General features: G+C 71.2%; 25 protein-coding genes and 1 tRNA gene. 19 read left to right on the plus strand and 7 right to left on the minus strand.

Features of this window, described 5'->3' with window-relative positions; genetic code table 11:
* Positions 1–32 precede the first annotated feature (32 nt).
* On the plus strand, positions 33–1,541 hold the full coding sequence (gene malQ / locus ACPOLB_RS01995) for a 4-alpha-glucanotransferase (RefSeq protein ID WP_425259623.1): 1,509 nt from the start codon (positions 33–35) through the stop codon (positions 1,539–1,541).
* A 3-nt stretch (positions 1,542–1,544) separates the two neighbouring features.
* Here the strand turns inward: malQ and ACPOLB_RS02000 are convergent, their stop codons facing one another.
* The 4 genes from ACPOLB_RS02000 to ACPOLB_RS02015 form a co-directional block, all read right to left on the minus strand.
* Positions 1,545–2,312 carry an MBL fold metallo-hydrolase gene (locus tag ACPOLB_RS02000; protein WP_425259624.1) on the minus strand — a complete coding sequence of 256 codons (768 nt, stop codon included), beginning with the start codon at positions 2,310–2,312 and terminating at the stop codon, positions 1,545–1,547.
* Between the two features lie 117 nt (positions 2,313–2,429).
* Entirely contained in the window at positions 2,430–3,569 is a 1,140-nt protein-coding gene (locus ACPOLB_RS02005; protein WP_425259625.1) for a branched-chain amino acid ABC transporter substrate-binding protein, read from the minus strand.
* A 172-nt stretch (positions 3,570–3,741) separates the two neighbouring features.
* Entirely contained in the window at positions 3,742–4,194 is a 453-nt protein-coding gene (locus ACPOLB_RS02010) for a DNA polymerase III subunit chi (protein ID WP_425259626.1), read from the minus strand.
* A gap of 16 nt (positions 4,195–4,210) precedes the next feature.
* Complete coding sequence (locus ACPOLB_RS02015) at positions 4,211–5,668, minus strand: leucyl aminopeptidase (RefSeq protein ID WP_425259627.1); 1,458 nt, start codon at positions 5,666–5,668, stop codon at positions 4,211–4,213.
* A gap of 28 nt (positions 5,669–5,696) precedes the next feature.
* On the opposite strand from ACPOLB_RS02015, the gene lptF reads away from it, so the two are divergent.
* Genes lptF through ACPOLB_RS02040 form a run of 5 tightly spaced genes read left to right on the plus strand, consistent with a single transcriptional unit; the run spans position 5,697 to position 10,437 of the window.
* Positions 5,697–6,806, plus strand: a complete 1,110-nt coding sequence (gene lptF / locus ACPOLB_RS02020) for an LPS export ABC transporter permease LptF (RefSeq protein WP_425259628.1) — start codon at positions 5,697–5,699, stop codon at positions 6,804–6,806.
* Entirely contained in the window at positions 6,803–7,915 is a 1,113-nt protein-coding gene (gene lptG, locus ACPOLB_RS02025) for an LPS export ABC transporter permease LptG (RefSeq protein ID WP_425259629.1), read from the plus strand. Before lptF ends, lptG begins: the two co-directional genes overlap by 4 nt.
* A 22-nt stretch (positions 7,916–7,937) precedes the next feature.
* Positions 7,938–8,321, plus strand: a complete 384-nt coding sequence (locus ACPOLB_RS02030; protein WP_425259630.1) for a sirohydrochlorin chelatase — start codon at positions 7,938–7,940, stop codon at positions 8,319–8,321.
* Positions 8,318–9,274 (plus strand): CysB family HTH-type transcriptional regulator, encoded by a 957-nt coding sequence (locus ACPOLB_RS02035; RefSeq protein ID WP_425259631.1) that lies wholly within the window; start codon positions 8,318–8,320, stop codon positions 9,272–9,274. The genes ACPOLB_RS02030 and ACPOLB_RS02035 overlap by 4 nt, the downstream gene beginning before the upstream one ends.
* Positions 9,274–10,437: a pyridoxal phosphate-dependent aminotransferase gene (locus tag ACPOLB_RS02040; protein ID WP_425259632.1), complete on the plus strand. Its 1,164-nt coding sequence runs from the start codon at positions 9,274–9,276 to the stop codon at positions 10,435–10,437. Before ACPOLB_RS02035 ends, ACPOLB_RS02040 begins: the two co-directional genes overlap by 1 nt.
* On the opposite strand, the gene ACPOLB_RS02045 is transcribed toward ACPOLB_RS02040, so the two are convergent.
* Positions 10,434–12,347, minus strand: a complete 1,914-nt coding sequence (locus ACPOLB_RS02045; RefSeq protein ID WP_425259633.1) for a hypothetical protein — start codon at positions 12,345–12,347, stop codon at positions 10,434–10,436. The genes ACPOLB_RS02040 and ACPOLB_RS02045 overlap by 4 nt on opposite strands.
* 184 nt (positions 12,348–12,531) lie before the next feature.
* Positions 12,532–13,305 carry a class II aldolase/adducin family protein gene (locus ACPOLB_RS02050; RefSeq protein ID WP_425259634.1) on the minus strand — a complete coding sequence of 258 codons (774 nt, stop codon included), beginning with the start codon at positions 13,303–13,305 and terminating at the stop codon, positions 12,532–12,534.
* A gap of 66 nt (positions 13,306–13,371) precedes the next feature.
* Here ACPOLB_RS02050 and ACPOLB_RS02055 point away from each other — a divergent pair, with 66 nt between their 5' ends.
* Genes ACPOLB_RS02055 through ACPOLB_RS02065 form a run of 3 tightly spaced genes read left to right on the plus strand, consistent with a single transcriptional unit; the run spans position 13,372 to position 16,447 of the window.
* Positions 13,372–14,076 carry a Crp/Fnr family transcriptional regulator gene (locus tag ACPOLB_RS02055; RefSeq protein ID WP_425259635.1) on the plus strand — a complete coding sequence of 235 codons (705 nt, stop codon included), beginning with the start codon at positions 13,372–13,374 and terminating at the stop codon, positions 14,074–14,076.
* A 48-nt stretch (positions 14,077–14,124) separates the two neighbouring features.
* Positions 14,125–15,204 carry a phosphotransferase gene (locus ACPOLB_RS02060; RefSeq protein WP_425259636.1) on the plus strand — a complete coding sequence of 360 codons (1,080 nt, stop codon included), beginning with the start codon at positions 14,125–14,127 and terminating at the stop codon, positions 15,202–15,204.
* 22 nt (positions 15,205–15,226) lie between these two features.
* The gene (locus ACPOLB_RS02065; protein WP_425259637.1) at positions 15,227–16,447 is read left to right on the plus strand and encodes an acyl-CoA dehydrogenase family protein; all 1,221 of its coding nucleotides are present in this window, start codon (positions 15,227–15,229) and stop codon (positions 16,445–16,447) included.
* A gap of 66 nt (positions 16,448–16,513) precedes the next feature.
* Here ACPOLB_RS02065 and ACPOLB_RS02070 read toward each other — a convergent pair whose 3' ends face one another.
* Positions 16,514–17,251, minus strand: coding sequence for a hypothetical protein (locus tag ACPOLB_RS02070; RefSeq protein WP_425259638.1), 738 nt, complete (start codon positions 17,249–17,251; stop codon positions 16,514–16,516).
* Between the two features lie 54 nt (positions 17,252–17,305).
* Here ACPOLB_RS02070 and ACPOLB_RS02075 point away from each other — a divergent pair, with 54 nt between their 5' ends.
* From ACPOLB_RS02075 to mnhG, 10 genes are all read left to right on the plus strand, one after another.
* Complete coding sequence (locus tag ACPOLB_RS02075; protein WP_425262001.1) at positions 17,306–17,998, plus strand: glutathione binding-like protein; 693 nt, start codon at positions 17,306–17,308, stop codon at positions 17,996–17,998.
* Between the two features lie 40 nt (positions 17,999–18,038).
* A tRNA-Arg gene (locus ACPOLB_RS02080) sits at positions 18,039–18,115 on the plus strand.
* Between the two features lie 80 nt (positions 18,116–18,195).
* Complete coding sequence (locus ACPOLB_RS02085; RefSeq protein ID WP_425259639.1) at positions 18,196–18,750, plus strand: DUF4256 domain-containing protein; 555 nt, start codon at positions 18,196–18,198, stop codon at positions 18,748–18,750.
* A 52-nt stretch (positions 18,751–18,802) separates the two neighbouring features.
* Positions 18,803–19,225, plus strand: coding sequence for a VOC family protein (locus ACPOLB_RS02090; RefSeq protein ID WP_425259640.1), 423 nt, complete (start codon positions 18,803–18,805; stop codon positions 19,223–19,225).
* Between the two features lie 122 nt (positions 19,226–19,347).
* On the plus strand, positions 19,348–22,275 hold the full coding sequence (locus ACPOLB_RS02095) for a monovalent cation/H+ antiporter subunit A (protein WP_425259641.1): 2,928 nt from the start codon (positions 19,348–19,350) through the stop codon (positions 22,273–22,275).
* A complete protein-coding gene (locus ACPOLB_RS02100; RefSeq protein WP_425259642.1) occupies positions 22,263–22,607 on the plus strand; it encodes a Na+/H+ antiporter subunit C in 345 nt (114 codons plus the stop codon). The genes ACPOLB_RS02095 and ACPOLB_RS02100 overlap by 13 nt, the downstream gene beginning before the upstream one ends.
* Before the next feature lie 165 nt (positions 22,608–22,772).
* A complete protein-coding gene (locus ACPOLB_RS02105) occupies positions 22,773–24,275 on the plus strand; it encodes a monovalent cation/H+ antiporter subunit D (RefSeq protein WP_425259643.1) in 1,503 nt (500 codons plus the stop codon).
* Positions 24,272–24,760, plus strand: coding sequence for a Na+/H+ antiporter subunit E (locus tag ACPOLB_RS02110; protein ID WP_425259644.1), 489 nt, complete (start codon positions 24,272–24,274; stop codon positions 24,758–24,760). Before ACPOLB_RS02105 ends, ACPOLB_RS02110 begins: the two co-directional genes overlap by 4 nt.
* A complete protein-coding gene (locus ACPOLB_RS02115) occupies positions 24,757–25,041 on the plus strand; it encodes a K+/H+ antiporter subunit F (RefSeq protein WP_425259645.1) in 285 nt (94 codons plus the stop codon). The genes ACPOLB_RS02110 and ACPOLB_RS02115 overlap by 4 nt, the downstream gene beginning before the upstream one ends.
* Positions 25,038–25,376, plus strand: coding sequence for a monovalent cation/H(+) antiporter subunit G (gene mnhG, locus ACPOLB_RS02120; RefSeq protein WP_425259646.1), 339 nt, complete (start codon positions 25,038–25,040; stop codon positions 25,374–25,376). Before ACPOLB_RS02115 ends, mnhG begins: the two co-directional genes overlap by 4 nt.
* The last annotated feature ends 5 nt before the right edge of the window (positions 25,377–25,381 follow it).

Genomic DNA, 25,381 nt, shown 5'->3' on the forward strand with positions numbered 1-25,381 from the left:
CCGACGCCTCTTCCTGCAAGGACAAGCCCACCATGCGATTCCCACGTGCCAGCGGCGTGCTGCTGCACCCGACCTCCCTGCCCGGCCCGCACGGTTCGGGCGACTTCGGCGCCGAGGCCTACCACTTCGTCGACTGGCTCGCCGGCGCCGGCCAGACGCTGTGGCAGATCCTGCCGCTGGGCGGCATCGGCCCGGGCAACTCGCCCTACATGAGCACCTCGGCCTTCGCCGGCAACCCGCTGCTGGTGGACCTGCACGAGCTGCACGCACAGGGCTGGCTCGACGCCGCCGACCTGGAACCGGTGCCGGGGCTGTCGGCCGAGCACGTGGACTTCGCGCACGTCGTGCCGTTCCGCATGGAGCGCCTGGCCCGCGCGGCCGACCGCTTTGCCGCCCGCGGCACCGCCGAGCAGCAGGCGCACTTCGCCGCCTTCTGCACCGCGCAGGCAAGCTGGCTCGACGACTACGCACTCTTCATGGCGCTGTGCGAGGCCAACGGCTGGGCCGACTGGTGCGACTGGGCACCTGCCCTGGTGCGCCGCGAGCCGGCGGCGCTGGCTGCGGCGGCGGCGCAGCACGCCGGGCGCGTGGCCTTCTGGCGCTTCGGCCAGTGGTGCTTCTTCCGCCAGTGGGCGGCACTGCGCGCCCATGCCCACGCCCGGGGCGTGCGCATCGTCGGCGACGCGCCGATCTTCATCGCCCACCAGAGCGCCGAGGTGTGGGCCAACCAGCACCTCTTCGAACTCGGTGACGACGGCCGGCCCACGGTGGTGGCCGGCGTGCCGCCGGACTTTTTCAGCGCCACCGGCCAGCGCTGGGGCAATCCGCTGTACCGCTGGAGCGCGCACGCTGCCGACGGCTATGCCTGGTGGGTGGAACGCGTGCGCCGCATCTTCGAACTGGTGGACGTGGTGCGCATCGACCACTTCCGCGGCTTCGCCGGCTACTGGGAGATCCCCGCCAGCGAGCCCACCGCGTTGAACGGCCGCTGGGTGCCTGGCCCCGGTGCGGCCTTGTTCGAGGCCGTCGCGCAGGCGCTCGGGCCGCTGCCCATCATCGCGGAAGACCTGGGCATCATCACGCCCGACGTCGAGGCCCTGCGCAAGGCCTTCGCCTTCCCCGGCATGCGCATCCTGCAGTTCGCCTTCGGCGGCGACGCCAGCGACAAGTACCTGCCGCACCACCACGAGCCTGACACGGTGGTCTACACCGGCACGCACGACAACGACACCGTGGCGGGCTGGTGGTCCGCGGCCAGCGAGCACGAGCGCCACTTCGCCCGTGGCTACCTCGCGACCGACGGCCACGACATGCCGTGGACGATGATCCGCGCCGCCTGCGCCAGCGTCGCCGACACCGCGGTGCACCCGATGCAGGACGTGCTGGGCCTGCCCGGCAGCTGCCGCATGAACTTCCCCGGCAAGGGCGAGGGCTACTGGGAGTGGCGCTTCCAGTGGAGCCAGGTGCACGCCTGGCACGCGCAGCGGCTGGCCGAGCTGTGCCGGCTCTACGACCGGCTGCCCCGGCCGCCGAGGGGCTGAACCTCAGGCCGGCACGCGGTAGTTGCCGGGCCCCATCAGGTCGACGCCGCAGCGCAGCTCGCGCGCCCAGGCGATGAACTCGCCCACCGCCGGCCCGGCCAGCGGTGCGCCGTGCTGCGGCACGATCATGTCGATGTCCAGCGTGCCCACCATGTCGGCCCACCAGCGCAGCACCTGGTTGCCGACCATGTACCGGCGGTGGAAGCCCTCCATGCGCGGCAGCAGCGGCGCCAGCGAGGTCGCGACCTGCTGCGCCTGCGCACCGGTGCCCAGCGAGACGCCGAGGTCGCCCGAGAACAGGATGCGCGCCACCGGGTCGTAGAACTGGAAATTGCCCTCGGCGTGCAGGAAGTGCGCGGGCAGCGCCACCAGTTCGCTGCCGCCCACCGGGATGCGCATGCCGGCGTCTGCGATGCCGACGACGCGGCCCGTGGTCTTTCCCGGCTTGCAGAAGTGCGGAATGAAGCGCTCCCACACGCGCGAGATGTAGACCGGTGCCTGCGTTGCGGTCATCCAGCGGTCCAGCGAGGCGACGATGTCGGGGTCGGCATGCGAGGCCACGATGGCCGACAGGCGGCTCGGCGCGAAGTGGTGCGTCATCGCCACGTAGAGCTCGTTGTAGGCGAGGTTGCCGCCGGGGTCGATGACCGCGCCGGTGTCGCCATCGACGACCAGGAACTGGTTGGCCTGCACGGCGTCGCCGTCCTCGCCGCTGAGGTCGCTGAACATCAGGCAGCGGTGCGCGCCGCGGGCAAATAACTCGATAGGCATGCGGCACTCTAGCCAGCGGCGCCCGCCGAGGCTTGCCCTGGATCAAGCCGCTTCCGCCGCGCGGGCATGAAAAAGGCGCCCCGCAGGGCGCCTGTCACGCGGAGTGGCTGAAGACGATCAGCGCACGACGGCGAGCTGCTCGCGATTGCCGCCCTTGTACGTGTACAGGGTCAGCGCGCCGTTCTTGATGTCGCCCTTGTTGTCGAAGGCGATGTTGCCGGTGACGCCCTTGTGCTCGATCTTGGCCAGCACCGGCAGGTACTTCGCGGGCTCGGCGGAGCCGGCCTTCACCATCGCGGCGACCATCACGTTGACGGCGTCGTACACGTACGGGGCGTACACCTGGACGTCGGCGTTGTACTTCTTCTTGAAGGCGACACGGAAGTCGTCCATCGACTTCTTGGCCGCGCCCTCGACGCCACCGGCTTCGGCGCAGACGACCTGGCTGTCGGCCATGGTGCCGGCGGCCAGCTTCGGCAGCTCGCTCGAGCAGATGCCGTCGCCGCCCATGAACTTGGCCTCGATGCCCAGCTGCTTCATCTGGCGCATCATCGGGCCGGCCACGGCGTCCATGCCGCCGAAGAAGACGATGTCCGGCTTCTTGGCCTTCAGGCTGGTCAGGATGGCGGTGAAGTCCGTCGCCTTGTCGTTGGTGAACTCGCGGCCCACGGTCTTGCCGCCGGCGGCCTTCACGCCCTTCTCGAACTCGTCGGCGACGCCCTGGCCGTAGGCGGTGCGGTCGTCGATGACGGCGATGCTCTTGCCCTTCAGCTGCGTCACGGCGTACTTGCCGAGCGTGCCACCCAGGTGCACGTCGTCAGCGACGACGCGGAAGGCGGTCTTGTAGCCGTTGCGGGTGTACTTGGGGTTCGTGGCCGAGGGGCTGATCTGCGGGATGCCGTTGTCGCTGTAGATCTTCGACGCCGGGATCGTGGTGCCCGAGTTCAGGTGGCCGATGACGCCGTTGACCTTGCTGTCGGCCAGCTTCTGCGCGGCGGCCGTGCCCTGCTTGGGGTCGCCGGCGTCGTCTTCGGCCAGCAGTTCGAACTTGGCCTTCTTGCCACCGATCATCACGCCCTTGGCGTTGAGTTCCTCGATCGCCATGCGGGCGCCGTTCTCGTTGTCCTTGCCCAGGTGCGCGATGGCGCCGCTGGTCGGGCCGACGTGGCCGATCTTGACGACCAGGTCTTGCGCATAGGCCGTGCCCGCGAGCAGGGCGGCGGCAGCGCCAACGATCACATTCAGCTTGAGTTGCATGCTGGAAACCTCCGGTGGTGTTGTCTTCAAGACAAACGAAAGGAAAGAAAGAAGCGCGAAACGATACCCCAAATGACAACCCCTCCGACCCGGGGGAAGCGAGGGTTGGCCTTGGAGATGAAGGGTCAACGCAACAAGCGCGCCCGGCGCCGACAGGGTTGTCGCGGCCCGCTCAGTCGCGTGCTGCCGCAGCATGGTGCGTGATCTGCAGGCCGCGGGCCTTGTAGGTGCGCCAGCGCTGCCGGCCGGCCTGCTCGGCATCGGGGTCGGCGCCGACGATCTCGATCACGCGCGAGAAGCGCGCCAGGTCCTCGGGCGCGTCGGCGCCGATGTTCACCAGCACGTCCGGCGCGCCTGGCAGCGGCGCGGCGCCGGCCAGCCAGATGGGTGTACGTGCCAGCACGCCCGCACCGGGCTGCGGCCGGGCGGCCTGGTCGCCCACCAGGACGTGCGGCACGAAGTCCCGCTCCTCGAAGACCCAGAGCGCGCGGTCCAGCCGCGCCAGCTTCTCGGGAGGTGCCGTCACCAGCACCCGCGCGCCCCGACGGTAGGCCTTGCGCAGCAGGCGGCAGGCGAAGTCGAGCTCGTCGGCGACGCCGGTGTGGAACTCGACCTCCGAGATCACGGCCGCCGCCGCGCCGTCACTTGGCCTGCGACAGCACGTAGTGCGTCAGCAGCGGCACCGGGCGGCCGGTGGCGCCCTTCGCGGCGCCCGACTTCCATGCCGTGCCGGCGATGTCGAGGTGCGCCCAGCGCAGCTTGGCGGTGAAGCGCTGCAGGAACTTCGCCGCCGTGATCGCGCCGCCGGCGCGACCGCCGACGTTCCCCATGTCGGCGAAGCTGCTCTTCAGCGCGTCGTCGTACTCCTCGTCCAGCGGCATGCGCCAGGCCAGGTCGGCGCTCTTCTCGCCGGCAGCCAGCAGGTCGGCCGCCAGCGTGTCGTCGCTGCTGAACAGGCCCGAGCGCACCCCGCCGAGCGCGATCACGCAGGCGCCGGTGAGCGTGGCGATGTCGACCACGGCCGCGGGCTTGAAGCGTTCGGCGTAGGTCAGCGCGTCGCACAGGATCAGGCGGCCTTCGGCGTCGGTGTTCAGGATCTCGATGGTCTGGCCCGACATGCTGGTGACCACGTCGCCCGGCTTGATGGCCGTGCCGCTGGGCATGTTCTCGCAGGCCGGGATGATGCCGACGAGGTTGACCCTGGCCTTCGCCAGCGCCACCGCCTTCAGCGTGCCCAGCACGCTGGCCGCGCCACCCATGTCGAACTTCATCTCGTCCATCTCGGCGGCCGGCTTGATGCTGATGCCGCCGGTGTCGAAGGTGATGCCCTTGCCCACCAGCACCACCGGCGCGGCGGTCTTGGCGCCGCCGTTGTAGCGCGCGACGATGAACTTCAGCGGCTCGGCCGAGCCCTGTGCCACGGCCAGGAACGAGCCCATGCCCAGCTTCTCGACGTCCTTGCGCTCCAGCACCTCGACCTTCAGGCCGTGGTCCTTGCCCAGCTGGCGCGCCGTGTTGGCCAGGTAGGTCGGCGTGCAGTGGTTGCCCGGGCGGTTGGCGCACTCGCGCGCCAGCTCCACGCCGGCGGCGATGGCCTCGCCGGTGCGCAGGCCCGCGGCGATGGCCGCGTTCTGCTCCTTGCTGCAGACCAGCGCGAAGCTCGCCAGCTTGGCCGCGGCCGGCGCGCTGGGCTTGGTGGCGCGGTAGACGTACAACGCCTCGCTGGCGCACGTGACCAGCGCTTCGGCGTGGTCGGCCGTCAGTTCGGCGCCGGCCAGGGCCACGGCGACGCGGCGCGCGCCGCCGCTCTTGAGCACGCCGACCCCGGCGGCCACCGCCTTGCGGAAGGCCTTGACCGAGCCGTCGGCGGCGGCTGCCACCACCACCCGGCCGGCCTTCACGCCGTCGACACGGTGCAGGTACAGCGTGCTGCCGGACTTGAACGCGAAGTCGCCGGCGTTGACGGCGGCGGTCAGCACGCCGGCCAGGCTCTTGTCCAGGTCGCCGGGCACCGCACTGCCGGCCACCACCAGCAGCAAGGCATCGGCGGCCACTGCGCCCAGGCCCGCCGCAGCGGCAACTTGCGTCTTGAAGTCCATAATTCCTGTCCGTCTAGAAAAGCCGCGGATGTTATTCGATTCAACTGTGCGTCGCGAACTGGCCCGGAGCTTCGGCGCGACGCTGGTCGTGATCCTCACCATCGTGCTGACGATGATGCTGATCCGCACCATCGGCCAGGCCGCCAGCGGCGCCGTGGCACCGCAGGACGTGGTGCTGCTGCTGGGCTACCTGTCGCTGGGCTACCTGCCGATGATCCTGGCGCTGTCGCTGTTCGTGGCGATCGTGGTCACGCTCGGCCGCATGTACCGCGACAGCGAGATGGCCGTCTGGTTCGCCAGCGGCGTCGGCTTGTCGCGCTTCGTGCGGCCGGTGCTGCGCACGGCCTGGCCGGTGCTGCTGGTGATCGCGCTGCTGCTGTTCTTCGTCTGGCCCTGGGGCAACCGCAACAGCCTCGAGCTGCGCGACCGCTACGCCCAGCGCTCGGACCTCTCGCGCGTCACGCCGGGGGTGTTCCAGACTTCCAGCGACGGCCGCCGCGTCTTCTTCATCGAGCGCGAGAGCAGCGACGGCGTCAACGCGCGCAACGTGTTCATCCTGTCGCAGCAGGAAGGCAGCGAGTCGGTGACCTCGGCGCGCAGCGGCCGCCTCGAGCGGGAGGGCGGCGACAGCTACCTCGTGCTGCAGCGCGGCCAGCGCAACGACGTCAACCTGCGCACCGGTGAGAAGACGCTCTCCAGCTTCGAGACCTACCGCGTGCTGGCCGACGAGCGCCGCGTGCGCGACGTCGAGTCGCGGCCGCCGCGCGCGCTGCGCACGATCGAGCTCATCCGTCAGCCCACCCCGCGCCACCAGGGCGAGCTGGTGTGGCGCTTCGGCCTGCTGTTCGGCGCCGCGAACCTGCTGCTGATCGGCATCGGCCTGGCCGCCACCAATCCGCGGCGCGCCAGCAACTGGAACCTGCTGTTCGCGCTGCTGGGCTTCGTCGTCTACTACAACCTCATCAACCTGTCGCAGACCTGGGTCGCCAGCGGCCGCGTCGGGCTGGGTGCGGGGCTCGCCGGCCTGCACGGTGCGGCCTTCGTGCTGGCGCTGGCGCTGCTGTGGTGGCGCGACCATGCGGCCGTGGTGCGGCTGCTGCCCGCCGGGCCCCGGCGCACGCAGGGGGCCGGTGCATGAAGACGGTGCGCCGGCTGCTCTACCGCGACATCGTCTCGTCGGTGCTGTTCGTGGCCCTGGCCTTCCTGTCGCTGTTCTACTTCATCGACTTCGTCGACGAGCTCGACGACGTCGGCTCCCGCGGGCGCACCGTCGGCACCGCGGTGCTGGCCGCGGCCTACGAACTGCCGGGCCACTTGTACGAGCTGATCCCGATCGCGGTGCTCATCGGCAGCATCTACGCGCTGTCGCGCATGGCGCAGAGCAGCGAGTTCACGATCCTGCGCACCGGCGGCCTCGGCCCGGGGCGTGCGCTGTCGCTGCTGGCGGTGCTGGGCGTGGTCTTCGGTGCCGTCACCTTCGTCATCGGCGACTACATCGCCCCCTGGAGCGAACGCGAGAGCGTGACGCTGAAGGCCCGCTTCTCCGGCGGGTTGAAGGTCGGCGGTGCCGGCGCCTGGCTGAAGGAGAAGCGCAGCACACCCGAGGGCGAACGCAGCTTCAGCATCAACCTGCAGGGCACCAGCAGCAGCGGCGCGCTCGAGGGGATCCGCATCTTCGAGTTCGACAGCGACGGCCGCCTGGTGCGGCGCATCGCGGCGCCGCAGGGCCAGGTCGACGGTGCCGGCACCTGGACGCTGCGCGACGCCGAGACGACGCGCTGGCCGCTGGCGCGGCAGATCGGCGAGCCCGCCGTGCAGCAGGAGCGCAGCGCGCAGCTGCTGTGGCAGAGCACGCTGACGCCGGCCGTGGTGGCCGCGGCCGTGCTGCCCGTGAAGACCATGACCACGGCCGAGCTGTGGCGCTACAGCGCGCACCTGAGCGACCAGGCACAGGCCGCGCAGAACCACGAGATCCGCTTCTGGAAGAAGGCGCTGTACCCGCTGGCCTGCCTGGTGATGGTGGCGCTGGCGCTGCCCTTCGCCTACCTGCACGCGCGCGGCGGCAGCGTCAGCCTGAAGGTCTTCGGCGGCATCCTGCTGGGCATCAGCTTCGTGCTGCTGAACAACCTGGCGGGCCACATCGGCCTGCTGCGCGCGTGGACGCCGTGGATCGTGGCCGCCACGCCGAGCCTCATCTACCTGCTGCTGTCGCTGGCGGCCTTCACGTGGCTCGTGCGCTTCCGCTGATGCCCTTCTTCCTGGACAACCGATGACCCTAGGCCTGATCCTCTTCGCCCACGGCGCGCGCGATCCGCGCTGGGCCCAGCCGTTCGAGGCCGTGGCCGCCCAGGTGCGCGCCGCGCGGCCCGGCACCGCCGTGCGCCTGGCCTACCTGGAGCTGATGGCGCCCGACCTGCCCAGCGTGGGCGCCGAGCTGGCCGCCGCGGGCTGCACGCAGGTGCAGATCCTGCCGCTCTTCCTGGGTGCCGGCGGCCACGTGCGCCGCGACCTGCCGGCCCTGGTGGACGGCCTGCGTGCCGCGCACCCGGGCACGGTGTTCACGCTGCACCATGCCGCGGGCGAGAGCCCCCACGTGATCGCCGCCCTGGCCGCAGCCGGCCTGGCGGCCCTGGACACGCCTGCCGCACCATGAACCTGCACCAGTTCCGCTTCGTGCAGGAGGCGGTGCGCCGCAACCTGAACCTCACCGAGACGGCGAAGGCGCTGTTCACGTCGCAGCCGGGCATCAGCAAGGCCATCCTCGAGCTCGAGGAAGAGCTGGGCGTCGACATCTTCGCGCGCCACGGCAAGCGTCTGCGCCGCGTCACCGAACCCGGCCAGGAAGTGCTGAAGTCGGTGGACATCATCCTGCGCGAGGTGGCCAACCTCAAGCGCATCGGCGAGCAGTTCAGCAAGCAGGACGCCGGCACGCTGAGCATCGCCACCACGCACACGCAGGCACGCTACTTCCTGCCGGCACCGGTGTCGGCGCTGCGCAAGAAGTTCCCGAAGGTGCAGGTGGTGCTGCACCAGGGCATGCCCGAGCAGGTGGCGCGCATGCTGCTGGACGACGTGGCCGAGATCGGCATCGCCACCGAGTCGCTGGCCACCTACGACGAGCTCGTCACCCTGCCGTGCTACGACTGGCAGCACGTGATGGTGGTCCCGGCCGGCCACCCGCTGGCCGCCGCGGAGCGGCCGACGCTGGAGCAGCTGGCCGCCGAGCCGCTGGTGCTGTACCACGCCACCGTCACCGGCCGCACCCGCATCGACCAGGCCTTCGCGCGCGCGCGTCTGAAGATCAACGTGGCGCTGGAGGCCATCGACTCCGACGTCATCAAGACCTACGTGAAGCTGGGCATGGGCGTGGGCATCGTGGCCGAGACCGCGGTGCGCGACGACCCGGCCGGCGGCGAGCTCGTCGCGCGGCCGCTGGGCCACCTGTTCGGCACCAACGTCACGCGCGTGGCGTTCAAGCGCGGCGCCTACCTGCGCCATTTCGTCTACGCTTTCGCCGAGCAACTCTCCGACCGCCTGAGCCAGGCGCTGATCCAGCGCGCCATGGCCGGCGGCACCGCCGGCGCCGCTTCCGACTACGAACTCTGATGCACACCGCTCCCCACACTCCCCACCTCGCCTCGCGTCTGCCCACCGTCGGCACGACCATCTTCACCGTGATGTCGGCGCTGGCCGCCGAGCGCGGAGCCGTCAACCTGGGCCAGGGCTTCCCCGACTTCGACTGCGACCCGGCCCTGCTCGACCGGGTCACGGCCGCGATGCGCGAAGGCCTGAACCAGTACCCACCGATGGCCGGCGTGCCGGTGCTGCGGCGGGTGGTGGCCGACAAGATCGCGCGCCTGTACGGCCACGCCTACGACGCCGAGACCGAGATCACCATCACCGCGGGCGCCACGCAGGCGATCCTGACCGCCATCCTGTGCTGCGTGCACCCGGGCGACGAGGTCATCGTGCTGGAGCCCTGCTACGACAGCTACGCGCCCAACATCGAGCTCGCCGGCGGCACCGTGGTACGCGTGCCGCTGACGCCGGGCACGTTCCGCCCCGACTTCGCGAAGATCGCCGCGGCGATGTCGCCCAAGACGCGCGCCATCCTCGTCAACAGCCCGCACAACCCCAGCGCCACGGTGTGGACGCGCGCCGAGATGCTGCAGCTCGACGCGCTGCTGGCCGGCACCGAGGTGCTGCTGATCAGCGACGAGGTCTACGAGCACATGGTCTACGACGGCGTGCCGCACGTCAGCGCCTCGTCGATTCCGGGCCTGGCTGCGCGCGCCTTCGTGGTGTCGAGCTTCGGCAAGACCTTCCACGTCACCGGCTGGAAGGTGGGCACGGTGGCGGCACCGGCGCCGCTGACGGCCGAGTTCCGCAAGGTGCACCAGTTCAACGTGTTCACGGTCAACACGCCTGTGCAGCACGGGCTGGCGCGGTACCTCGACGACCCCGCGCCCTACCTCGCGCTGCCCGCCTTCTACCAGCGCAAGCGCGACCTGTTCCGTGCAGGGCTGGCGCAGACACGCCTGCGCGCGCTGCCCAGCGAAGGCACCTACTTCCAGACCGTGGACTACAGCGCCGTCAGCAGCCTGCCCGAGGCCGACTTCTGCCGCTGGCTCACCACCGAGATCGGCGTGGCCGCGATCCCGCTGTCGGCGTTCTACGAAGGCGGCTACGAGCAGGGCATCGCCCGGCTGTGCTTCGCGAAGAAGGACGAGACGCTGCAGACCGCGCTGCAGCGGCTGGCGAAGATCTAGCGCCTGGGGGCCGCCGGCGCGATCGCCGGCGGATCCTCGGGCTGCGTGAGGTCCAGGTCGACCGGCGCCGTGGGCCGGTCGCTGCCGCGCAGCCCCTGGGAGTCGAACACCGAATCGCGCTCGTCGCCGAAATACGGGTGCGGCGAGGTGGAGCTGAACTCGCCGCCGTCGGCCAGCGGCAGCAGCAGGTCGACGTCGCCGGAGACCGCGGCCTCGCGGTCCAGCAGGTCGCGCGCCAGCGAATACAGGAACAGCACCTCGCGGTACGCGGGCAGCTCGAACAGGTCGCCGCGGCTCTTGCGGAACAGCAGCGCCTCCAGCTCGGCCATCGCGTCCAGCGGCCGCGGCCACACCTGCTGCAGGCGTGGCAGCACGCCGGCATAGTCCTCGAGCGAGCGGCCGTGCTGCAGATCGGCGTCCCAGTCGGGCGCGTAGGCGTTGAAGCGGTGGTTGAAGCGGGCCCGCGTGCGCTCGTAGGCGTCGCGTGCGCCACGCCGGCGGTAGATCTCCAGCAGCTTCAGGTAGGGCAGCGGGCTGCCGCCGCCGGTGTTGCGCAGGTGGTCCACCAGCAGGTCGACGGCGGCGTCTTCCTGGCCGAGCACGATGAAGAACTCGGCCTGCTGCTCCAGGTCGAGCAGTTCCTCGATGGTGACATCACGCGGCGCGCCGCTGTCCACGGCCGTGGCCTGCGGCGGCAGCACCTGCGTGCGCTCCACGACCGACTCGGGCGGCAGCGCCTCCACCGGCCCCAGGGGTGCGGCAGGCACCAGCGGCGCCATCGCCCTGCCGCGCGGCATCGGCGCCGGCGTCGGCAACGTGCCTGGCGCCCGCGGCGGCACGGTCGGCGGCGCCATGAGTTCCGATGTGACCAGCGGCAGCTGTGATGTCGCCACGGGCGGACGCGCGGCGTCGGCCTCGGCGGCCGCGCGGCGCCACACGGCCTGCCGCTCGGCCTGCGCCAGGCGCAGCTTCCAGTACAGCCAGCCTGCCAGGCCGGCCATCGCCACCAGCGCCAGCAGCAGCGGCATCAGCCAGCGGCTGGTGCGTTCGGTGTCGGTCAGCTGCGCCCGCAAGGTGGTCACCAGGTCGCGCTGCACCTGCACGTCGCCGCGCAACTGGACCAGCGTGGCCTCCAGTGCCGCCACGCGCTGCTCGGCTGCCGAGGCAGCGGACGCCGCGGCGCGCGCCGCACTCGCGGCCTGCGCCACGGCCTGCAGGGCGTCGTCCACCGCGCTGGCCACCGCCGCGGCCGGCGGCTGCGCGGGCTCGGCAGGCTCCAGCCGCAGCCGCGGCACCGGCGCCGGGCGCGGCGTGGCCCGCGTCGCCGGGCGCGGTGCCGGACGTGCCGCGGCAGGCCGTGCCGGCGGCGTGGCCGCAGCGGGCGCCACCGCGGCAGGCGAGGACCTGGGTGCAGGTGCTGGTGCAGCGGGTGCTGGCGCAGCGGGTGCGGAAGCCGGCGCGGGTGCAGGGGCGGCAGCGGGTGCGGATGCACCGGCCAGCGCCACCAGTGCCACCGGGTTCGCGGCGGCTGCAGCCGGCGGGGTCCACAGCGGCGGGTCGGCCAGCAGCACGAATCGGCGCGACATGCGCGCCGGGCATCCGATCGACAAGGTCACGGCCACCACCGGCTCGTCCACGGTCACCAGCGTCGCCACGCGCATCACCAGGGCTGCTGGGTCGCTGCTGTCGACCTGCGTGCGCAGGTCACCGGGGCCGACGCGGCGCTCGCCGATGTGCACCTCGGCGCGCACGCAGTCGGGGGCGACGACGTCACCCGGGTCCAGACGCAGCGCGGCGGTGAAGTCCAGCGGCGCACCCAGCACCGCGGATTGCTGCGCCCGGGCCCAGCCGAGGGCCCAGCCTGCCTGGCTGGCTGCGGACAGCGCCAAGCCGATCAAGACCAACGACAAATGCCGCTTCTTCTGCATGCGGGAACGGGGGGTGGGCGCGACTGAAATTCACTCTAGCACGCGGCGTTACAGACGCTTGCCATCCGCCCCGCACTTGTGGTGGCAGGCGCCACAGCCGACCACCACGACGGCGCCAACATCGGCCGGAAGTCACGGATGGCACGCGCGGCGCGCCAGCCGCCGATCAGCCGTCGTGGCCCGGATTCGTGCGCGCCAGCCGCCGCAGCAGACCGGGCCAGGTGAGGTTGGCGCCCAGGCCGCGCGTCACCGCGGCCGCCTGCTGCTGTGCCGTGCGCACGATGTCCGGCTGCACGTGGACCAAAGCGCCCCCGCCCGCCAGCGCCCGCACCTGGATGTTGCACACGGTCTCGAACAGGTACATCGCCAGGAAGGCATCGGCCACCGAGCGGCCGACCGTCAGCAGGCCGTGGTTGCGCAACATCAGGTAGTTGTTGCTGCCCAGGTCGCGCACCAGGCGCGGCTTCTCGTCGTCGCGCAGCGCCACGCCTTCGTAGTCGTGGTAGCCCAGGCTCGACAGCACGAAGATCGACTGCTGCGACAACGGCAGCACGCCGTGCTGCTGGGCCGACACCGCGATGCCGTTGAGCGTGTGCGTGTGCAGCACGCAGCCAGCGTCCTCGCGCGCCGCGTGCACCGCGCTGTGGATCACGAAGCCCGCCGGGTTCACGTCGAACGGCGTGTCGTCCACCTTGGCCCCGTGCTGGTCCACCTTGACCAGGCTGGAGGCCGTGATCTCCTCGAACATGAAGCCGTAGGGGTTGATCAGGAAGTGGTGCTCCGGGCCCGGCACGCGCGCGCTGATGTGGGTGAACACCAGGTCGTCCCAGTGGAACAGCGCGACCAGCCGGTAGGCCGCCGCGAGATCGCAGCGCAACTGCCACTCTTCGGGGCTCACCGCGTCGGCAAGGCTGGGAATGGCATGCAGGGAAGCCGGCATGGTGGCGCTCCGGGTCGACAGGACACAATGCCGATGGTGGCGCCCTTGTCGCGTCAGAGACAAGCCATGAATACCCCGGTTCTTACAATCGACGAGCGACACAACATCGAACAAGGCGCGTGGTTCTCCAAGCTCTCGACACCGCTGCGCAATGCCATCCTGTCGCGCGCCATCGTGCGCCGGCACGCCGACGGCACGCCGCTGGCTTCGCGCGGAGGCCAGGCCGAGGAATGGTGCGGCGTGGCGCGCGGTGCGGTGCGCATCAGCTCGGTGAGCCTGTCGGGCAAGCAGGTGACGCTGACCTACGCCGAGCCCGGCGTGTGGTTCGGCGACATCGCGCTCTTCGACGGCCTGCCGCGCACGCACGATGCCGACACGCACGGCGAGACCACGCTGCTGGTGGTGCGCAAGCCCGACTTCAAGGACCTGCTGGCCCAGCACGTGGAGCTGTACGACGCCCTGCTGCGCCTGAACTGCCGCCGCCTGCGGCTGATGTTCAACCAGTTCGAGGACCTCAACACCCGCCCGCTGCAGGCGCGGCTGGCCAAGCAGCTGCTGCTGCTGGCCAAGAGCTACGGCATCGCCCAGGGCGAAGAGATCCGCATCGGCCTGGCGCTGGCGCAGGAAGACCTGGCCCAGCTGCTGGGTGCCTCGCGCCAGCGCGTCAACCAGGAACTCAAGGGCTTCGAGCGCGAAGGTGCCGTGCGCGTGGAGCCGACGCGCCTGGTGGTGCTGTCGCGCGAGAAGCTGCTGGTGCTGGCGGAACGCTAGAGCGTCGCCGCTGAACCGGCCGGCGACCACAACAAGAGAGACAACGCGATGGACGACTACACCGGCACGCGCCCCGTGGCTGCCAGCCACGCCTTCGACACCGCCGCGCTCGAAGCGCACCTGCAGGCGCACCTGCCCGGCTTCCGCGGCCCGCTGACGGTGGAGCAGTTCAAGGGCGGGCAGTCCAACCCGACCTACAAGCTGCTCACGCCGGGCGGCCAGTACGTGATGCGGACCAAGCCCGGGCCCGCGGCCAGGCTGCTGCCGTCGGCCCACGCCATCGAGCGCGAGTTCCGCGTCATGCGCGCGCTGGCCGCCACCGACGTGCCCGTGGCGCAGATGCTGCTGCTGTGCGAGGACGAGGCCGTCATCGGCCGCGCCTTCTACGTCATGGAGTTCATGGACGGGCGGGTGCTCTGGGAGCAGTCGCTGCCGGGCCTGTCCAACGCCGAGCGCGCCGCGATCTACGACGAGATGAACCGCGTCATCGCCGCGCTGCACAGTGTGGACGTGGCCGCCGCCGGGCTGTCCGACTACGGCAAGCCCGGCAACTACTTCGAACGCCAGATCGGCCGCTGGAGCAAGCAGTACCTGGCCTCGATCACCGAGCCCATCGCCGAGATGGACCAGCTCATCGCCTGGCTGCCGGCCCACCTGCCGGCGACCGCGCTCGACAACAGCCAGGTCTCGGTGGTGCATGGTGACTACAGGCTGGACAACCTCGTGTTCGCGAAGGACGCGCCACGCATCGTCGCGGTGCTCGACTGGGAGCTGTCGACACTGGGGCACCCGCTGGCCGACTTCAGCTACCACTGCATGTCGTGGCACATCCCGCCCGGCACCTTCCGCGGCATCGGCGGGCTGGACCACGCGGCGCTGGGCATCCCCAGCGAAGCCGAGTACGTGCGCCGCTACTGCGAGCGCACCGGCCGCGCCGACCCGGGCGCGCTGATGGCCGACTGGAACTTCTACCTCGCCTACAACCTGTTCCGACTGGCCTCGATCACGCAGGGCATCGCCAAGCGCGTGGTCGACGGCATCGCCAGCAGCGCACAAGCCCGGGCCACCGGCGCCTCGACGCGACCGCTGGCCGAGATGGCCTGGAAGTTCGCCCAGGCCGCGCGTTGACGCCCTCTTTCAAGGAGACACCATGGACTTCGGATACTCGCAAAAGACCCAGGACCTGCGCGACCGCGTGCAGGCCTTCATGGACGAGCACGTCTACCCCGCCGAAGGCCGCTATGCCGCCGACGTGCAGGCCAACACCGCCGCCGGCAAGCGCTGGACGCCGGTGCAGGTGATCGAGGAACTCAAGCCCAAGGCGCGCGCCGCCGGCCTGTGGAACCTGTTCCTGCCGGAAAGCGAGCTCGGCGCCGGCCTGAAGAACCAGGAGTACGCGCCGCTGGCCGAGATCATGGGCGCGGTGCCCTGGGCGAGCGAGGTCTTCAACTGCTCGGCCCCCGACACCGGCAACATGGAAGTGCTGGTGCGCTACGGCACCGAGGAACACAAGCAGCGCTGGCTGCAGCCGCTGCTGCGCGGCGAGATCCGCAGCGCCTTCGCGATGACCGAGCCGGCGGTCGCCTCGTCGGACGCCACCAACATCGAGGCGCGCATCGAACGCGACGGCGACGAGTACGTCATCAATGGCCGCAAGTGGTGGACCAGCGGCGCCGGCGACCCGCGCTGCGCGATCTACATCTTCATGGGCAAGACCGACCCCGCCGCGCCCAGGCACTCGCAGCAGTCGATGATCCTGGTGCCCGCCGACACCCCGGGCATCACCGTGCTGCGGCCGCTGTCGGTGTTCGGCTACGACGACGCACCGCACGGGCACATGGAGGTCGACTTCAAGAACGTGCGCGTGCCCGCCAGCAACATGCTGCTGGGCGAAGGTCGTGGCTTCGAGATCGCGCAGGGCCGCCTCGGCCCCGGCCGCATCCACCACTGCATGCGGCTCATCGGCCTGGCCGAGCGCTCGCTGAAGCTGATGTGCGAACGCGCCAGCAGCCGCACCGCGTTCGGCAAGACCATCGCGCAGCAGACCGTGACGCAGGAGCGCATCGCCGAGGCGCGCTGCCGCATCGAACAGGCGCGGCTGCTGACGCTGAAGGCGGCCTGGATGATGGACGTGGCCGGCAACAAGAGCGCCAAGGCCGAGATCGCGATGATCAAGGTGGTGGCGCCCAACATGGCCTGCGACGTGATCGACTGGGCGATGCAGGTCTTCGGCGGCGCCGGCATGAGCCAGGACACGCCGCTGGCCTACTACTACACCGCGGCACGCACGCTGCGCTTTGCCGACGGCCCCGACGAAGTGCACCGCAACGCCATCGCCAAGCTCGAGCTCGGCCGCCACGGGCTGCGCTGAAGCGCCCGGCGAGGCGCCGGATGCGCCTGCAAGGCCTCGCCGGCCGTGCAGAACCTTGCGGGTGCTTCAGCTGCGGGTGTCGTCGGGCGGCAGCTGGCTGCTGGCCGACCACATGCTGGGCTGCGTGCTCGGCGCGTGGCCGCGCGCCTCGGCCATCTGGTCGCCCACGCGGCGCGCCTCGCGCATCGCGGTCTCGAACAGGCGCAGCCAGGCTTCGAGATCGCGCGCCTCGGGCTCGGTCTGCGCGGTGCGCAAGGTCAGCCGGCCACGGCCGATCATCAGCACGAACGGCGTCACCGGGTCCAGGCCCTTGGACGCGATGGCCGCCGACAGCGGCCCGTCCAGCCACTGCAGCAGCCAGGGCTTGACGCTGCCCAGCGCCACGAAGCGCTCCTTCAGCTTGCCCATCTCGGCACCGGACAGCTTCGGGAACATCACGAGCCAGCGCGCCTCGGGCGGGGTCTGGTTGTCGATGCGCGTCTGCACGCCTTCGACGTACTGGTCGAACACCGCGCGCTCCAGTTGCTCTTGCAGCACGCGGTTCATCACCACCACCTGCAGGTCCGAGGGCAGGCCGAGCTCGGCGCGCAGGCGCAGCTCGTTGCCCTGCACGTAGGGGCGCTGCGACGGGCCCCATTCCAGCCGCCAGGGTGCGGCGCCGAGCTTGCCGTCGACGACGAAGCCCTCGCTCTCGCGCACGCCGCGGAACACGTACTGCTTGCCTTCGGCCCAGGGTTGCAGCGCATCCCAGCCCTTGGCCGCGCCGGCACCGCCACCGAACAGGCGTTTCAGACCTTCGAGCATGGTTTAGAGTCCGTCGGCAACCGCTTCCACCGAAGCGCACTGTGAGGGATGGTGATGATCGAAGTGTATTCGTGGGCGACGCCGAACGGGCACAAGGTGCACATCATGCTGGAAGAGTGCGGCCTGCCGTATCGCGCCCACGCGGTCGACATCGGCGCCGGCGACCAGTTCCAGCCCGACTTCCTGAAGATCAGCCCGAACAACAAGATCCCGGCCATCGTCGACCCCGACGGTCCGGACGGCCAGCCGATCTCGATGATGGAGTCGGGTGCCATCCTGCTGTACCTGGCCAGCAAGACCGGCCGCTTCCTGCCGGCCGACACGCGCGGCCGGTACAAGGTGCTGGAGTGGTTGATGTTCCAGATGGGCGGCGTCGGCCCGATGCTCGGCCAGGCCCACCACTTCCGCATCTACGCGCCCGAGAAGGTGCCGTACGCCATCGACCGCTACAGCAACGAGGCCCGGCGCCTCTACGGCGTGATGAACCGCCAGATCGCGCAGCACCGCTACATCGCCGGCGACGACTACACCATCGCCGACATCGCCATCTTCCCGTGGCTGCGCAGCTGGAAGAACCAGGGCATCGACTGGGACGAATTCCCGCACCTGAAGGGCTGGTTCGACGAGATCGCCGCCCGACCCGCCGTGCAGCGCGGCGTGGAGGTGCTGGCGAACCTGCGCAAGCCGCTGAACGACGACAAGGCCCGCGACGTGCTGTTCGGCAAGACGCAGTACCAGAACCGCTGAGCCCGGGCGGCAGCGGCCGGTTCGTACAATCCGGCGCGCGCTGCCCGTAGCTCAACTGGATAGAGCAGCTGCCTTCTAAGCAGCAGGTCGGGGGTTCGAGTCCCTCCGGGCAGGCCACTCCGGCCTGCAACGACAACCGCATTCCCTGGCGCAACCAGCCGGAGCGCTGCAGACTGATCCGACATGGGGCCGTGCCGATGACCCGATCCGCCCACGACCACGACAGCCTGCTGCGCACGCTGGAGGCCCGCTTCCGGCAGCACCCCCACCGGCACCCGGACGCCACGTGGCCCCTGGTGCTGGACCGGCTGCTGCAAGTCGGCACCGGAGCCCTGGCCTCGCTGCAGCAGATGGAGGCCACCGGCGGCGAACCCGACGTCATCGGTCTCGACGCCGCGACCGGCCAGGCCGTGTTCTGCGATTGCGCCGCCGAGAGCCCGCCGGGCAGGCGCAGCCTGTGCTACGACCGCGCGGCACTGGAGTCGCGCAAGGAACACCGCCCCGCCGGCAGCGCGCTCGAGATGGCCGCCGCGATGGGCATCGAGCTGCTCACCGAGCAGCAGTACCGGCGGCTGCAGGAGCTCGGCAGCTTCGACCTGAAGACCTCGAGCTGGATTGCCACGCCTGCGCCCGTGAGGGCGCTCGGCGGCGCGCTGTTCTGCGACCGGCGCTACGGCCAGGTGTTCACGTACCACAACGGCGCTTCCTCGTACTACGCCGCCCGGGGCTTCCGGGGCCTGCTGCGCGCGTGAGCCGGCCCCGCCGGCCCGCCCCCGCCCCCGCCCCCGCCAAGGACTGCTGCCGATGCTGCCCCACATCACCGTGCTGACGCTGGGCGTGGCCGACCTCGACCGTGCCGTGGCCTTCTACCGCGACGGGCTGGGCTGGCACACGGCGGGCATCCAGGGCGCGGAGTTCGACCACGGGGCCGTCGCGTTCTTCACGCTGCGAGGCGGCCTGAAGCTGGCGCTGTGGCCGCGCAGCAGCCTCGCGGCCGACACCGGCCTGCCTGCGCAGCCGCCCAGCGCGCTCGAGCTGAGCCTCGGGCACAACGTGGGCACGCCAGCGGAGGTCGATGCCGTGCTGGCGCGGGCGGCCACGGCCGGCGGGCGCATCGTCAAGCCCGCCCAGGCCACCTTCTACGGCGGCTACGCCGGCTACTTCCAGGACCCGGACGGCCACCTGTGGGAGGTGGTGTTCAACCCGGGATTCGACGCCCTGGGCTAGGCGTCCGCGCGGCACAGCGCTGCGGGACGGGCCCGGCGGCTACTGCAAGAAGCCGCTGCAAGTCCTTGAATTGCAATGCGTTTTCGAGCCTCGCGCGAGGGCCGCCTTTACACTCGCGGCCCATGTCGTTGCTGCTGCTGCTCCTGCTGCCCTTCGTCGGCAGCGCCATTGCCGCGCTGCTGCCCACCAACGCCCGCAACCTCGAGTCGCTGTGGGCGGCGCTGGTGGCGCTGGCGGTGGCGGTGCCGCTGGCACTGCTGTACCCGCAGGTGGCGGCCGGGGCGGTGCTGGTGGAACGCCTGGACTGGCTGCCCAGCCTGGGCATCGACATCGTCGTGCGGCTGGACGGCTTCGCGTGGATGTTCGCGATGCTGGCCAGCGGCATGGGCCTGCTGGTCATCGTGTATGCACGCTACTACCTCTCGCCCGACGATCCGGCGGCGCGCTTCTACTCGCTGCTGCTCGGCTTCATGGGGGCGATGCTGGGCGTGGTGGTGTCGGGCAATCTGGTGCAGCTGGTGCTGTTCTGGGAGCTGACCAGCGTCTTCAGCTTCCTGCTCATCGGCTACTGGACCCACCGCAAGGACGCGCGCCGCGGCGCGCGCATGGCGTTCACCGTCACCGCCACCGGCGGCCTGGCGCTGCTGGCCGGCGTGCTGCTGCTGGGCCACATCGTCGGCAGCCTCGAGCTCGACGTGGTGCTGGCCGCCGGCGACGTGGTGCGCGCGCACGCGCTCTATCCGCTGGCGCTGGGCCTGGTGCTGCTGGGCGCGCTGACCAAGAGCGCGCAGTTCCCCTTCCACTTCTGGTTGCCGCACGCGATGGCGGCGCCGACGCCGGTGTCGGCCTACCTGCACTCGGCCACGATGGTGAAGGCCGGCGTGTTCCTGCTGGCGCGGCTGTGGCCGGTGCTGGCGGGCACCGAGGCCTGGTTCTGGATCGTCGGCGGCGCCGGCCTGGCGACGCTGCTGCTGGGCGCGTACCTGGCGATGTTCCAGAACGACCTGAAGGGGCTGCTGGCCTACTCCACCATCAGCCACCTGGGTCTGATCACGCTGCTGCTGGGCATGAACAGTCCGCTGGCGGCGGTGGCGGGGGTGTTCCACATGATGAACCACGCCACGTTCAAGGCGTCGCTGTTCATGTCGGTGGGCATCATCGACCACGAGACCGGCACGCGCGACATGCGCCGGCTCGACGGCCTGTACCGCAGCATGCCCATCACCGGCACGCTGGCCATCGTGGCCTGCGCCGCGATGGCCGGGGTGCCGCTGCTCAACGGCTTCCTGTCGAAGGAGATGTTCTTCGCGGAGACGGTGTTCGTCAGCGCGCATCCCTGGGTCGAGGTCGTGCTGCCGCTGGCAGCCACGCTGGCCGGTGTCTTCGCGGTCGTGTATTCGCTGCGATTCGGCCACGACGTGTTCTTCGGCCCGCCTGCACGCAACCTGCCGCGCCAGCCGCACGAGCCGGTGCACTGGATGCGCGTGCCGGTGGAGCTGCTGGTGCTGGCCTGCGTGGTGGTGGGCACGCTGCCGGCGTGGTCGATCGGGCCGGTGCTGGCGATCGCGGCGCAGCCGGTGGTGGGTGGCGCCCTCCCCGCCTACAGCCTGGCCGTCTGGCACGGCGTGAACACGCCGCTGCTGATGAGTCTGGCCGCCACGGCCGGCGGCATCGCCGTCTACCTGCGGTATGCGCGGCGCTTCAAGGCACGCCGCGGCACCGGTGCGCCGGGGCTGCAGCTGCTGGACGGCAAGCACCTGTTCGAGTGCGGCATGGCGCGGCTGAGCCTGGCCGCGCGGCGCCTGCTGCGCCTGGCGGGCACGCGCCGGCTGCAGCCGCAGCTGCTGGTGCTGGTGCTCGTGACCGGGCTGGCGGCGCTGGCTTCGGCGCTGATCGTGCCGCTGACCTGGGGCGACCGTGAGCGCGTGCCCGCCACGCCCGAGTTCGTGCTGCTGTGGGTCATCGGGGCCTTCTGCGCCGTCGGCGCCGCGTGGCAGGCCAAGTTCCACCGCCTGGCCGCGCTGGCCATGCTGGGCGTGGTGGGCCTGGTGCTGTGCATCACCTTCGCCTGGTTCTCCGCACCCGACCTGGCGCTGACGCAGCTGGCGGTGGAGGTGGTGACGCTGGTGCTCTTCCTGCTGGGCCTGCGCTGGCTGCCCAAGCGGCTGCCGCTCGATAGCCCGGGCACCGCCGCCCGCTCGCGCTGGCGGCGCCGCCGCGACGTGGTGGTGGCGGTGCTGGTCGGCAGCGGCCTGTCGGCCCTCTCGTACGCGCTGCTCACGCGCAACGCGCCGCTGAGCATCTCGCCGTTCTTCCTGGACCGCGCGCTCACCGGAGGAGGCGGCACCAACGTCGTCAACGTGATGCTGGTGGACTTCCGCGCCTTCGACACCCTGGGCGAGATCACCGTGCTGGGCATCGTGGGACTGACGGTCTACGCGCTGCTGCGCCGCTTCCGGCCCGCACTGGAGTCGGTCGAGGTGCCCGAACAGCAGCGCGTGCACGCTGCCGACCGGGGCCACGATCTGGCCGACCCCGACGACCACGGCGACGCCGTGCCGCCCTACCTGTCCGTTCCGGCGGTGCTGGTGCGGCTGCTGCTGCCGCTGGCGGTGGTGTTCGCGCTGCACCTGTTCCTGCGCGGCCACAACGAGCCCGGCGGCGGCTTCGTCGCCGGGCTCGTGGTGGCCATCGCCTTCATCGCGCAGTACATGGTGGGCGGCACCCGCTGGGTCGAAGCGCGCCTGCACCTGTTGCCGGCGCGCTGGATCGCGGTGGGCCTGCTGCTGGCGCTGGCCACCGGGCTGGGCGCACTGGCGCTGCACCACCCCTTCCTCACGACGCACACGGCGCACGTGACGCTGCCGGTGCTGGGCGTGCTGCACCTGCCGAGCGCGGCCCTGTTCGACCTGGGCGTGTTCGCGGTGGTCGTGGGCGCGACGCTGCTGCTGCTGACCGCGCTGGCGCACCAGTCGCTGCGGGCGCGGCGCCAGCACGCGCATGCCGATGCCCATGCCGGACCGAGGGAGGCCGCCGCGTGGAGGTCGTGATCTCGCTGGCCATCGGCGTGCTGGCCGGCGCCGGGGTCTGGCTGGTGCTGCGGCCGCGCACGTTCCAGGTGCTGGTCGGGCTGTCGCTGCTGTCGTACGCGGTGAACCTGTTCATCTTCAGCGTCGGCAGCCTGGCCATCGACAAGGAACCCATCCTGAAGCCCGGGCTGGCCCCCGACCTGCTGCACTACAGCGACCCGCTGCCGCAGTCGCTGGTGCTCACGGCCATCGTCATCGGCTTCGCCACCACGGCGCTGTTCCTGGTGGTGATCCTGGCCCTGCGCGGCCTGAGCGGCGGCGACCACGTCGACGGGCAGGAGGAAGGCCGGTGAAGGCCGAACTCGTCCTCGTGCCCGTGCTGCTGCCGCTGGCCACGGCCGCGCTGATGCTGCTGCTGGGCGAAGGCCGGCGCGCGATGAAGGCGGTGGCCAACGTCGTCTCCACCGTGCTCAGCCTCGCGGCGGCGGTGGCGTTGCTGCTGTGGGTGGACGGCCAGGATGCCGGCCGCGGCGTTCGGCGTCTACCTGCCGGGCAACTGGCCGGTGCCCTTCGGCATCGTGCTCGTCGCCGACCGCCTGTCGGCGCTGATGGCCGTGCTGGCCGGCAGCGTGGGCCTGGCGGGGCTGCTGTATGCGCTGGCGCGTTGGCAGCACGCCGGCGTGTACTTCCACGCGCTGTTCCAGCTGCAGCTGATGGGCCTGTACGGCGCCTTCCTGACCGCCGATCTGTTCAACCTGTTCGTCTTCTTCGAGGTGCTGCTGGCCGCCAGCTACGGGCTGCTGCTGCACGGCGGCGGCAGCGCGCGCGTGCGGGCGGGGCTGCACTACATCGCCATCAACCTGATGGCCTCGCTGCTGTTCCTGATCGGCGTGGCCGTGCTGTACGGCGTGACCGGCACGCTGAACATGGCCGACATCGCGCAGAAGCTGCCCGCCGTGCCCGCCAGCGACCGCGGCCTGCTGCATGCGGGCGCCGCGATCCTGGCCATCGCCTTCCTGGCCAAGGCCGCGCTGTGGCCGCTGAACTTCTGGCTGCCCGGCGCCTACGCCGCGGCCAGCGCCCCGGCAGCAGCGGTGTTCGCGATCCTCACCAAGGTCGGCGTGTACGCGATCCTGCGCCTGTGGACGTTGTGCTTTCCGGCCGGCGCCGGCGATTCCGCGCACTTCGGCGGCACGGCCCTGGTGTGGGGCGGCCTGGCCACGCTCGCGTTCGGGTCGGTGGGCATGCTGGCCTCGCAGCAGCTGGCACGGCTGGCCGGCTACAGCGTCATCGCGTCGTCGGGCACGCTGCTGGCGGCCATCGGCTTCGACGCGCCGGCACTCAGCAGCGGCGCGCTGTTCTACCTGGCCAGCTCCACGCTGGCCGGCTGCGCGCTGTTTCTGCTGGTGGAACTGCTGGAGCGTGCGCGCGAGGTGGAAGTCGGCCCGCAGCAGACCGACGACGGCCAGGACCGCCTGCCCGCCTTCTTCGATGCCGCGCCGCCGCCCGGCGTCAACCTCGACGACAACGAGGACGCGCTGATCGGCCGTGCGCTGCCCGGCGCGCTGGCCTTCCTGGGCCTGGCCTTCCTGGTGTGCGCGATCGTGGTGGCCGGGCTGCCACCGCTGTCGGGCTTCGTCGCGAAGCTGTCGATGCTGACGGCGCTGCTCGAAGTGGGCACGCCGGCCGCCTGGACGCTGTTCGGGCTGCTGCTGGCCTCGGGGCTGTGCGCCGCCACCGGCCTGCTGCGCGTGGGCATGCGCCACTTCTGGACCGCGGGCGACCGTGCCGTGCCGCGGCTGCGTGTCATCGAGACGCTGCCGATCGGCCTGCTGCTGGGTGCCACGCTGCTGCTGGTGCTGCGCGGCGATCCGGCGCTGGCCTACGCGCGCCAGACCGCCGACGCGCTGCACAGCCCCGAGCGCTACATCGCCGCGGTGCTGTCGGCACGGCCCCGTCCCGCGCCCGTTGCAGAGGCGGACGCTGCCGATGTCCCGATGCCCCATGGGGTGCTGCGATGAAGCGCCTGCTGCCCGCGCCCTGGCTTTCGCTGGGCATCTTCTGCAGCTGGCTGCTGCTGGCCCGCTCGCTGCACCCGGCGCACCTGCTGCTGGCGCTGCTGGTGGCCGTGGTGGTGCCGCTGCTGACGGCGCCGCTGCGTCCGGCGCCCGGGCCGCTGCGGCACTGGGGCACGCTGCTGCGGCTGGTGCTGCACGTGGGGCGCGACGTCGTGCGCTCCGCGCTGGATGTCGCGCTGGGCGTGCTGCGCGGCCGCCGGCATCCGCCGCGTGGCGCCTTCGTGCTGGTGCCGCTGGCACTGCGCGACACCCACGGCCTGGCAGCGCTGGCCATGATCACGGCCGTCGTGCCCGGCACCGTGTGGGCCGAGCTGGCGCCCGACCACAGTGCCCTGCTGCTGCACGTCTTCGACCTCGACGACGAAGCCGCCTTCATCGCCCAGTTCAGGAACGACTACGAACGCCCGCTGCTGGAGATCTTCGGATGAGCCTGAGCCCGACCCTGTCGCTGGCCATCACCGCCACGCTCGTGCTGTACGCCGTGGCGATGGTGCTGGGCCTGCTGCGCCTGGCGCGCGGCCCGAGCGCGCAGGACCGCGTGCTGGCGCTCGACTTCCTGTACGTGGTGGGCATGCTGCTGATGCTGGTGCTGGCCATCCGCTTCGACAGCAGCATGTACTTCGAAGGCGCGTTGCTGATGGTGCTGTTCGGCTTCGTGGGCTCGGTGGCGATGGCCAAGTTCCTGCTGCGCGGGGAGGCCATCGAATGACGCCCTGGAGCGACCTGGTGGTGGCGGCGCTGCTGCTGGGCAGCGGCATGGTGGTGCTGCTGGCCGCGCTGGGCCTGTGGCGGCTGCCCGACTTCTTCGCGCGCATGCATGCCCCGGCGCTGGCGTCGACGCTGGCGGCCTGGCTGGTGGTGGCGGCCTCGATCGTGCACTTCTCGATCCGCGACGGCAGCCTGGCGCTGCACACCTGGCTGATCATCATCGTGCTGTCGATCACCGCACCCATCACCACCATCGTGCTGGCGCGGGCCGGCCTGTTCCGGCAGCGCCAGGCCGGCGACCCGCTGCCGCCCCCGCTGGCGCACGCGCCGGACTGAGCACG

This window comes from Rubrivivax soli, from assembly GCF_049810355.1.
Lineage (GTDB): Bacteria > Pseudomonadota > Gammaproteobacteria > Burkholderiales > Burkholderiaceae_C > Rubrivivax.

Excerpts from the sequence above, each read along its gene's own strand:
- malQ (WP_425259623.1), top strand. The coding sequence starts at position 33 with ATGCGATTCCCACGTGCCAGCGGCGTGCTGCTGCACCCGACCTCCCTG.
- ACPOLB_RS02000 (WP_425259624.1), bottom strand. The coding sequence starts at position 2,312 with ATGCCTATCGAGTTATTTGCCCGCGGCGCGCACCGCTGCCTGATGTTC.
- ACPOLB_RS02005 (WP_425259625.1), bottom strand. The coding sequence starts at position 3,569 with ATGCAACTCAAGCTGAATGTGATCGTTGGCGCTGCCGCCGCCCTGCTC.
- ACPOLB_RS02015 (WP_425259627.1), bottom strand. The coding sequence starts at position 5,668 with ATGGACTTCAAGACGCAAGTTGCCGCTGCGGCGGGCCTGGGCGCAGTG.
- lptF (WP_425259628.1), top strand. The coding sequence starts at position 5,697 with ATGTTATTCGATTCAACTGTGCGTCGCGAACTGGCCCGGAGCTTCGGC.
- lptG (WP_425259629.1), top strand. The coding sequence starts at position 6,803 with ATGAAGACGGTGCGCCGGCTGCTCTACCGCGACATCGTCTCGTCGGTG.
- ACPOLB_RS02030 (WP_425259630.1), top strand. The coding sequence starts at position 7,938 with ATGACCCTAGGCCTGATCCTCTTCGCCCACGGCGCGCGCGATCCGCGC.
- ACPOLB_RS02035 (WP_425259631.1), top strand. The coding sequence starts at position 8,318 with ATGAACCTGCACCAGTTCCGCTTCGTGCAGGAGGCGGTGCGCCGCAAC.
- ACPOLB_RS02040 (WP_425259632.1), top strand. The coding sequence starts at position 9,274 with ATGCACACCGCTCCCCACACTCCCCACCTCGCCTCGCGTCTGCCCACC.
- ACPOLB_RS02050 (WP_425259634.1), bottom strand. The coding sequence starts at position 13,305 with ATGCCGGCTTCCCTGCATGCCATTCCCAGCCTTGCCGACGCGGTGAGC.
- ACPOLB_RS02055 (WP_425259635.1), top strand. The coding sequence starts at position 13,372 with ATGAATACCCCGGTTCTTACAATCGACGAGCGACACAACATCGAACAA.
- ACPOLB_RS02060 (WP_425259636.1), top strand. The coding sequence starts at position 14,125 with ATGGACGACTACACCGGCACGCGCCCCGTGGCTGCCAGCCACGCCTTC.
- ACPOLB_RS02065 (WP_425259637.1), top strand. The coding sequence starts at position 15,227 with ATGGACTTCGGATACTCGCAAAAGACCCAGGACCTGCGCGACCGCGTG.
- ACPOLB_RS02070 (WP_425259638.1), bottom strand. The coding sequence starts at position 17,251 with ATGCTCGAAGGTCTGAAACGCCTGTTCGGTGGCGGTGCCGGCGCGGCC.
- ACPOLB_RS02075 (WP_425262001.1), top strand. The coding sequence starts at position 17,306 with ATGATCGAAGTGTATTCGTGGGCGACGCCGAACGGGCACAAGGTGCAC.
- ACPOLB_RS02085 (WP_425259639.1), top strand. The coding sequence starts at position 18,196 with ATGACCCGATCCGCCCACGACCACGACAGCCTGCTGCGCACGCTGGAG.
- ACPOLB_RS02090 (WP_425259640.1), top strand. The coding sequence starts at position 18,803 with ATGCTGCCCCACATCACCGTGCTGACGCTGGGCGTGGCCGACCTCGAC.
- ACPOLB_RS02095 (WP_425259641.1), top strand. The coding sequence starts at position 19,348 with ATGTCGTTGCTGCTGCTGCTCCTGCTGCCCTTCGTCGGCAGCGCCATT.
- ACPOLB_RS02105 (WP_425259643.1), top strand. The coding sequence starts at position 22,773 with ATGCCGGCCGCGGCGTTCGGCGTCTACCTGCCGGGCAACTGGCCGGTG.
- ACPOLB_RS02110 (WP_425259644.1), top strand. The coding sequence starts at position 24,272 with ATGAAGCGCCTGCTGCCCGCGCCCTGGCTTTCGCTGGGCATCTTCTGC.
- ACPOLB_RS02115 (WP_425259645.1), top strand. The coding sequence starts at position 24,757 with ATGAGCCTGAGCCCGACCCTGTCGCTGGCCATCACCGCCACGCTCGTG.
- mnhG (WP_425259646.1), top strand. The coding sequence starts at position 25,038 with ATGACGCCCTGGAGCGACCTGGTGGTGGCGGCGCTGCTGCTGGGCAGC.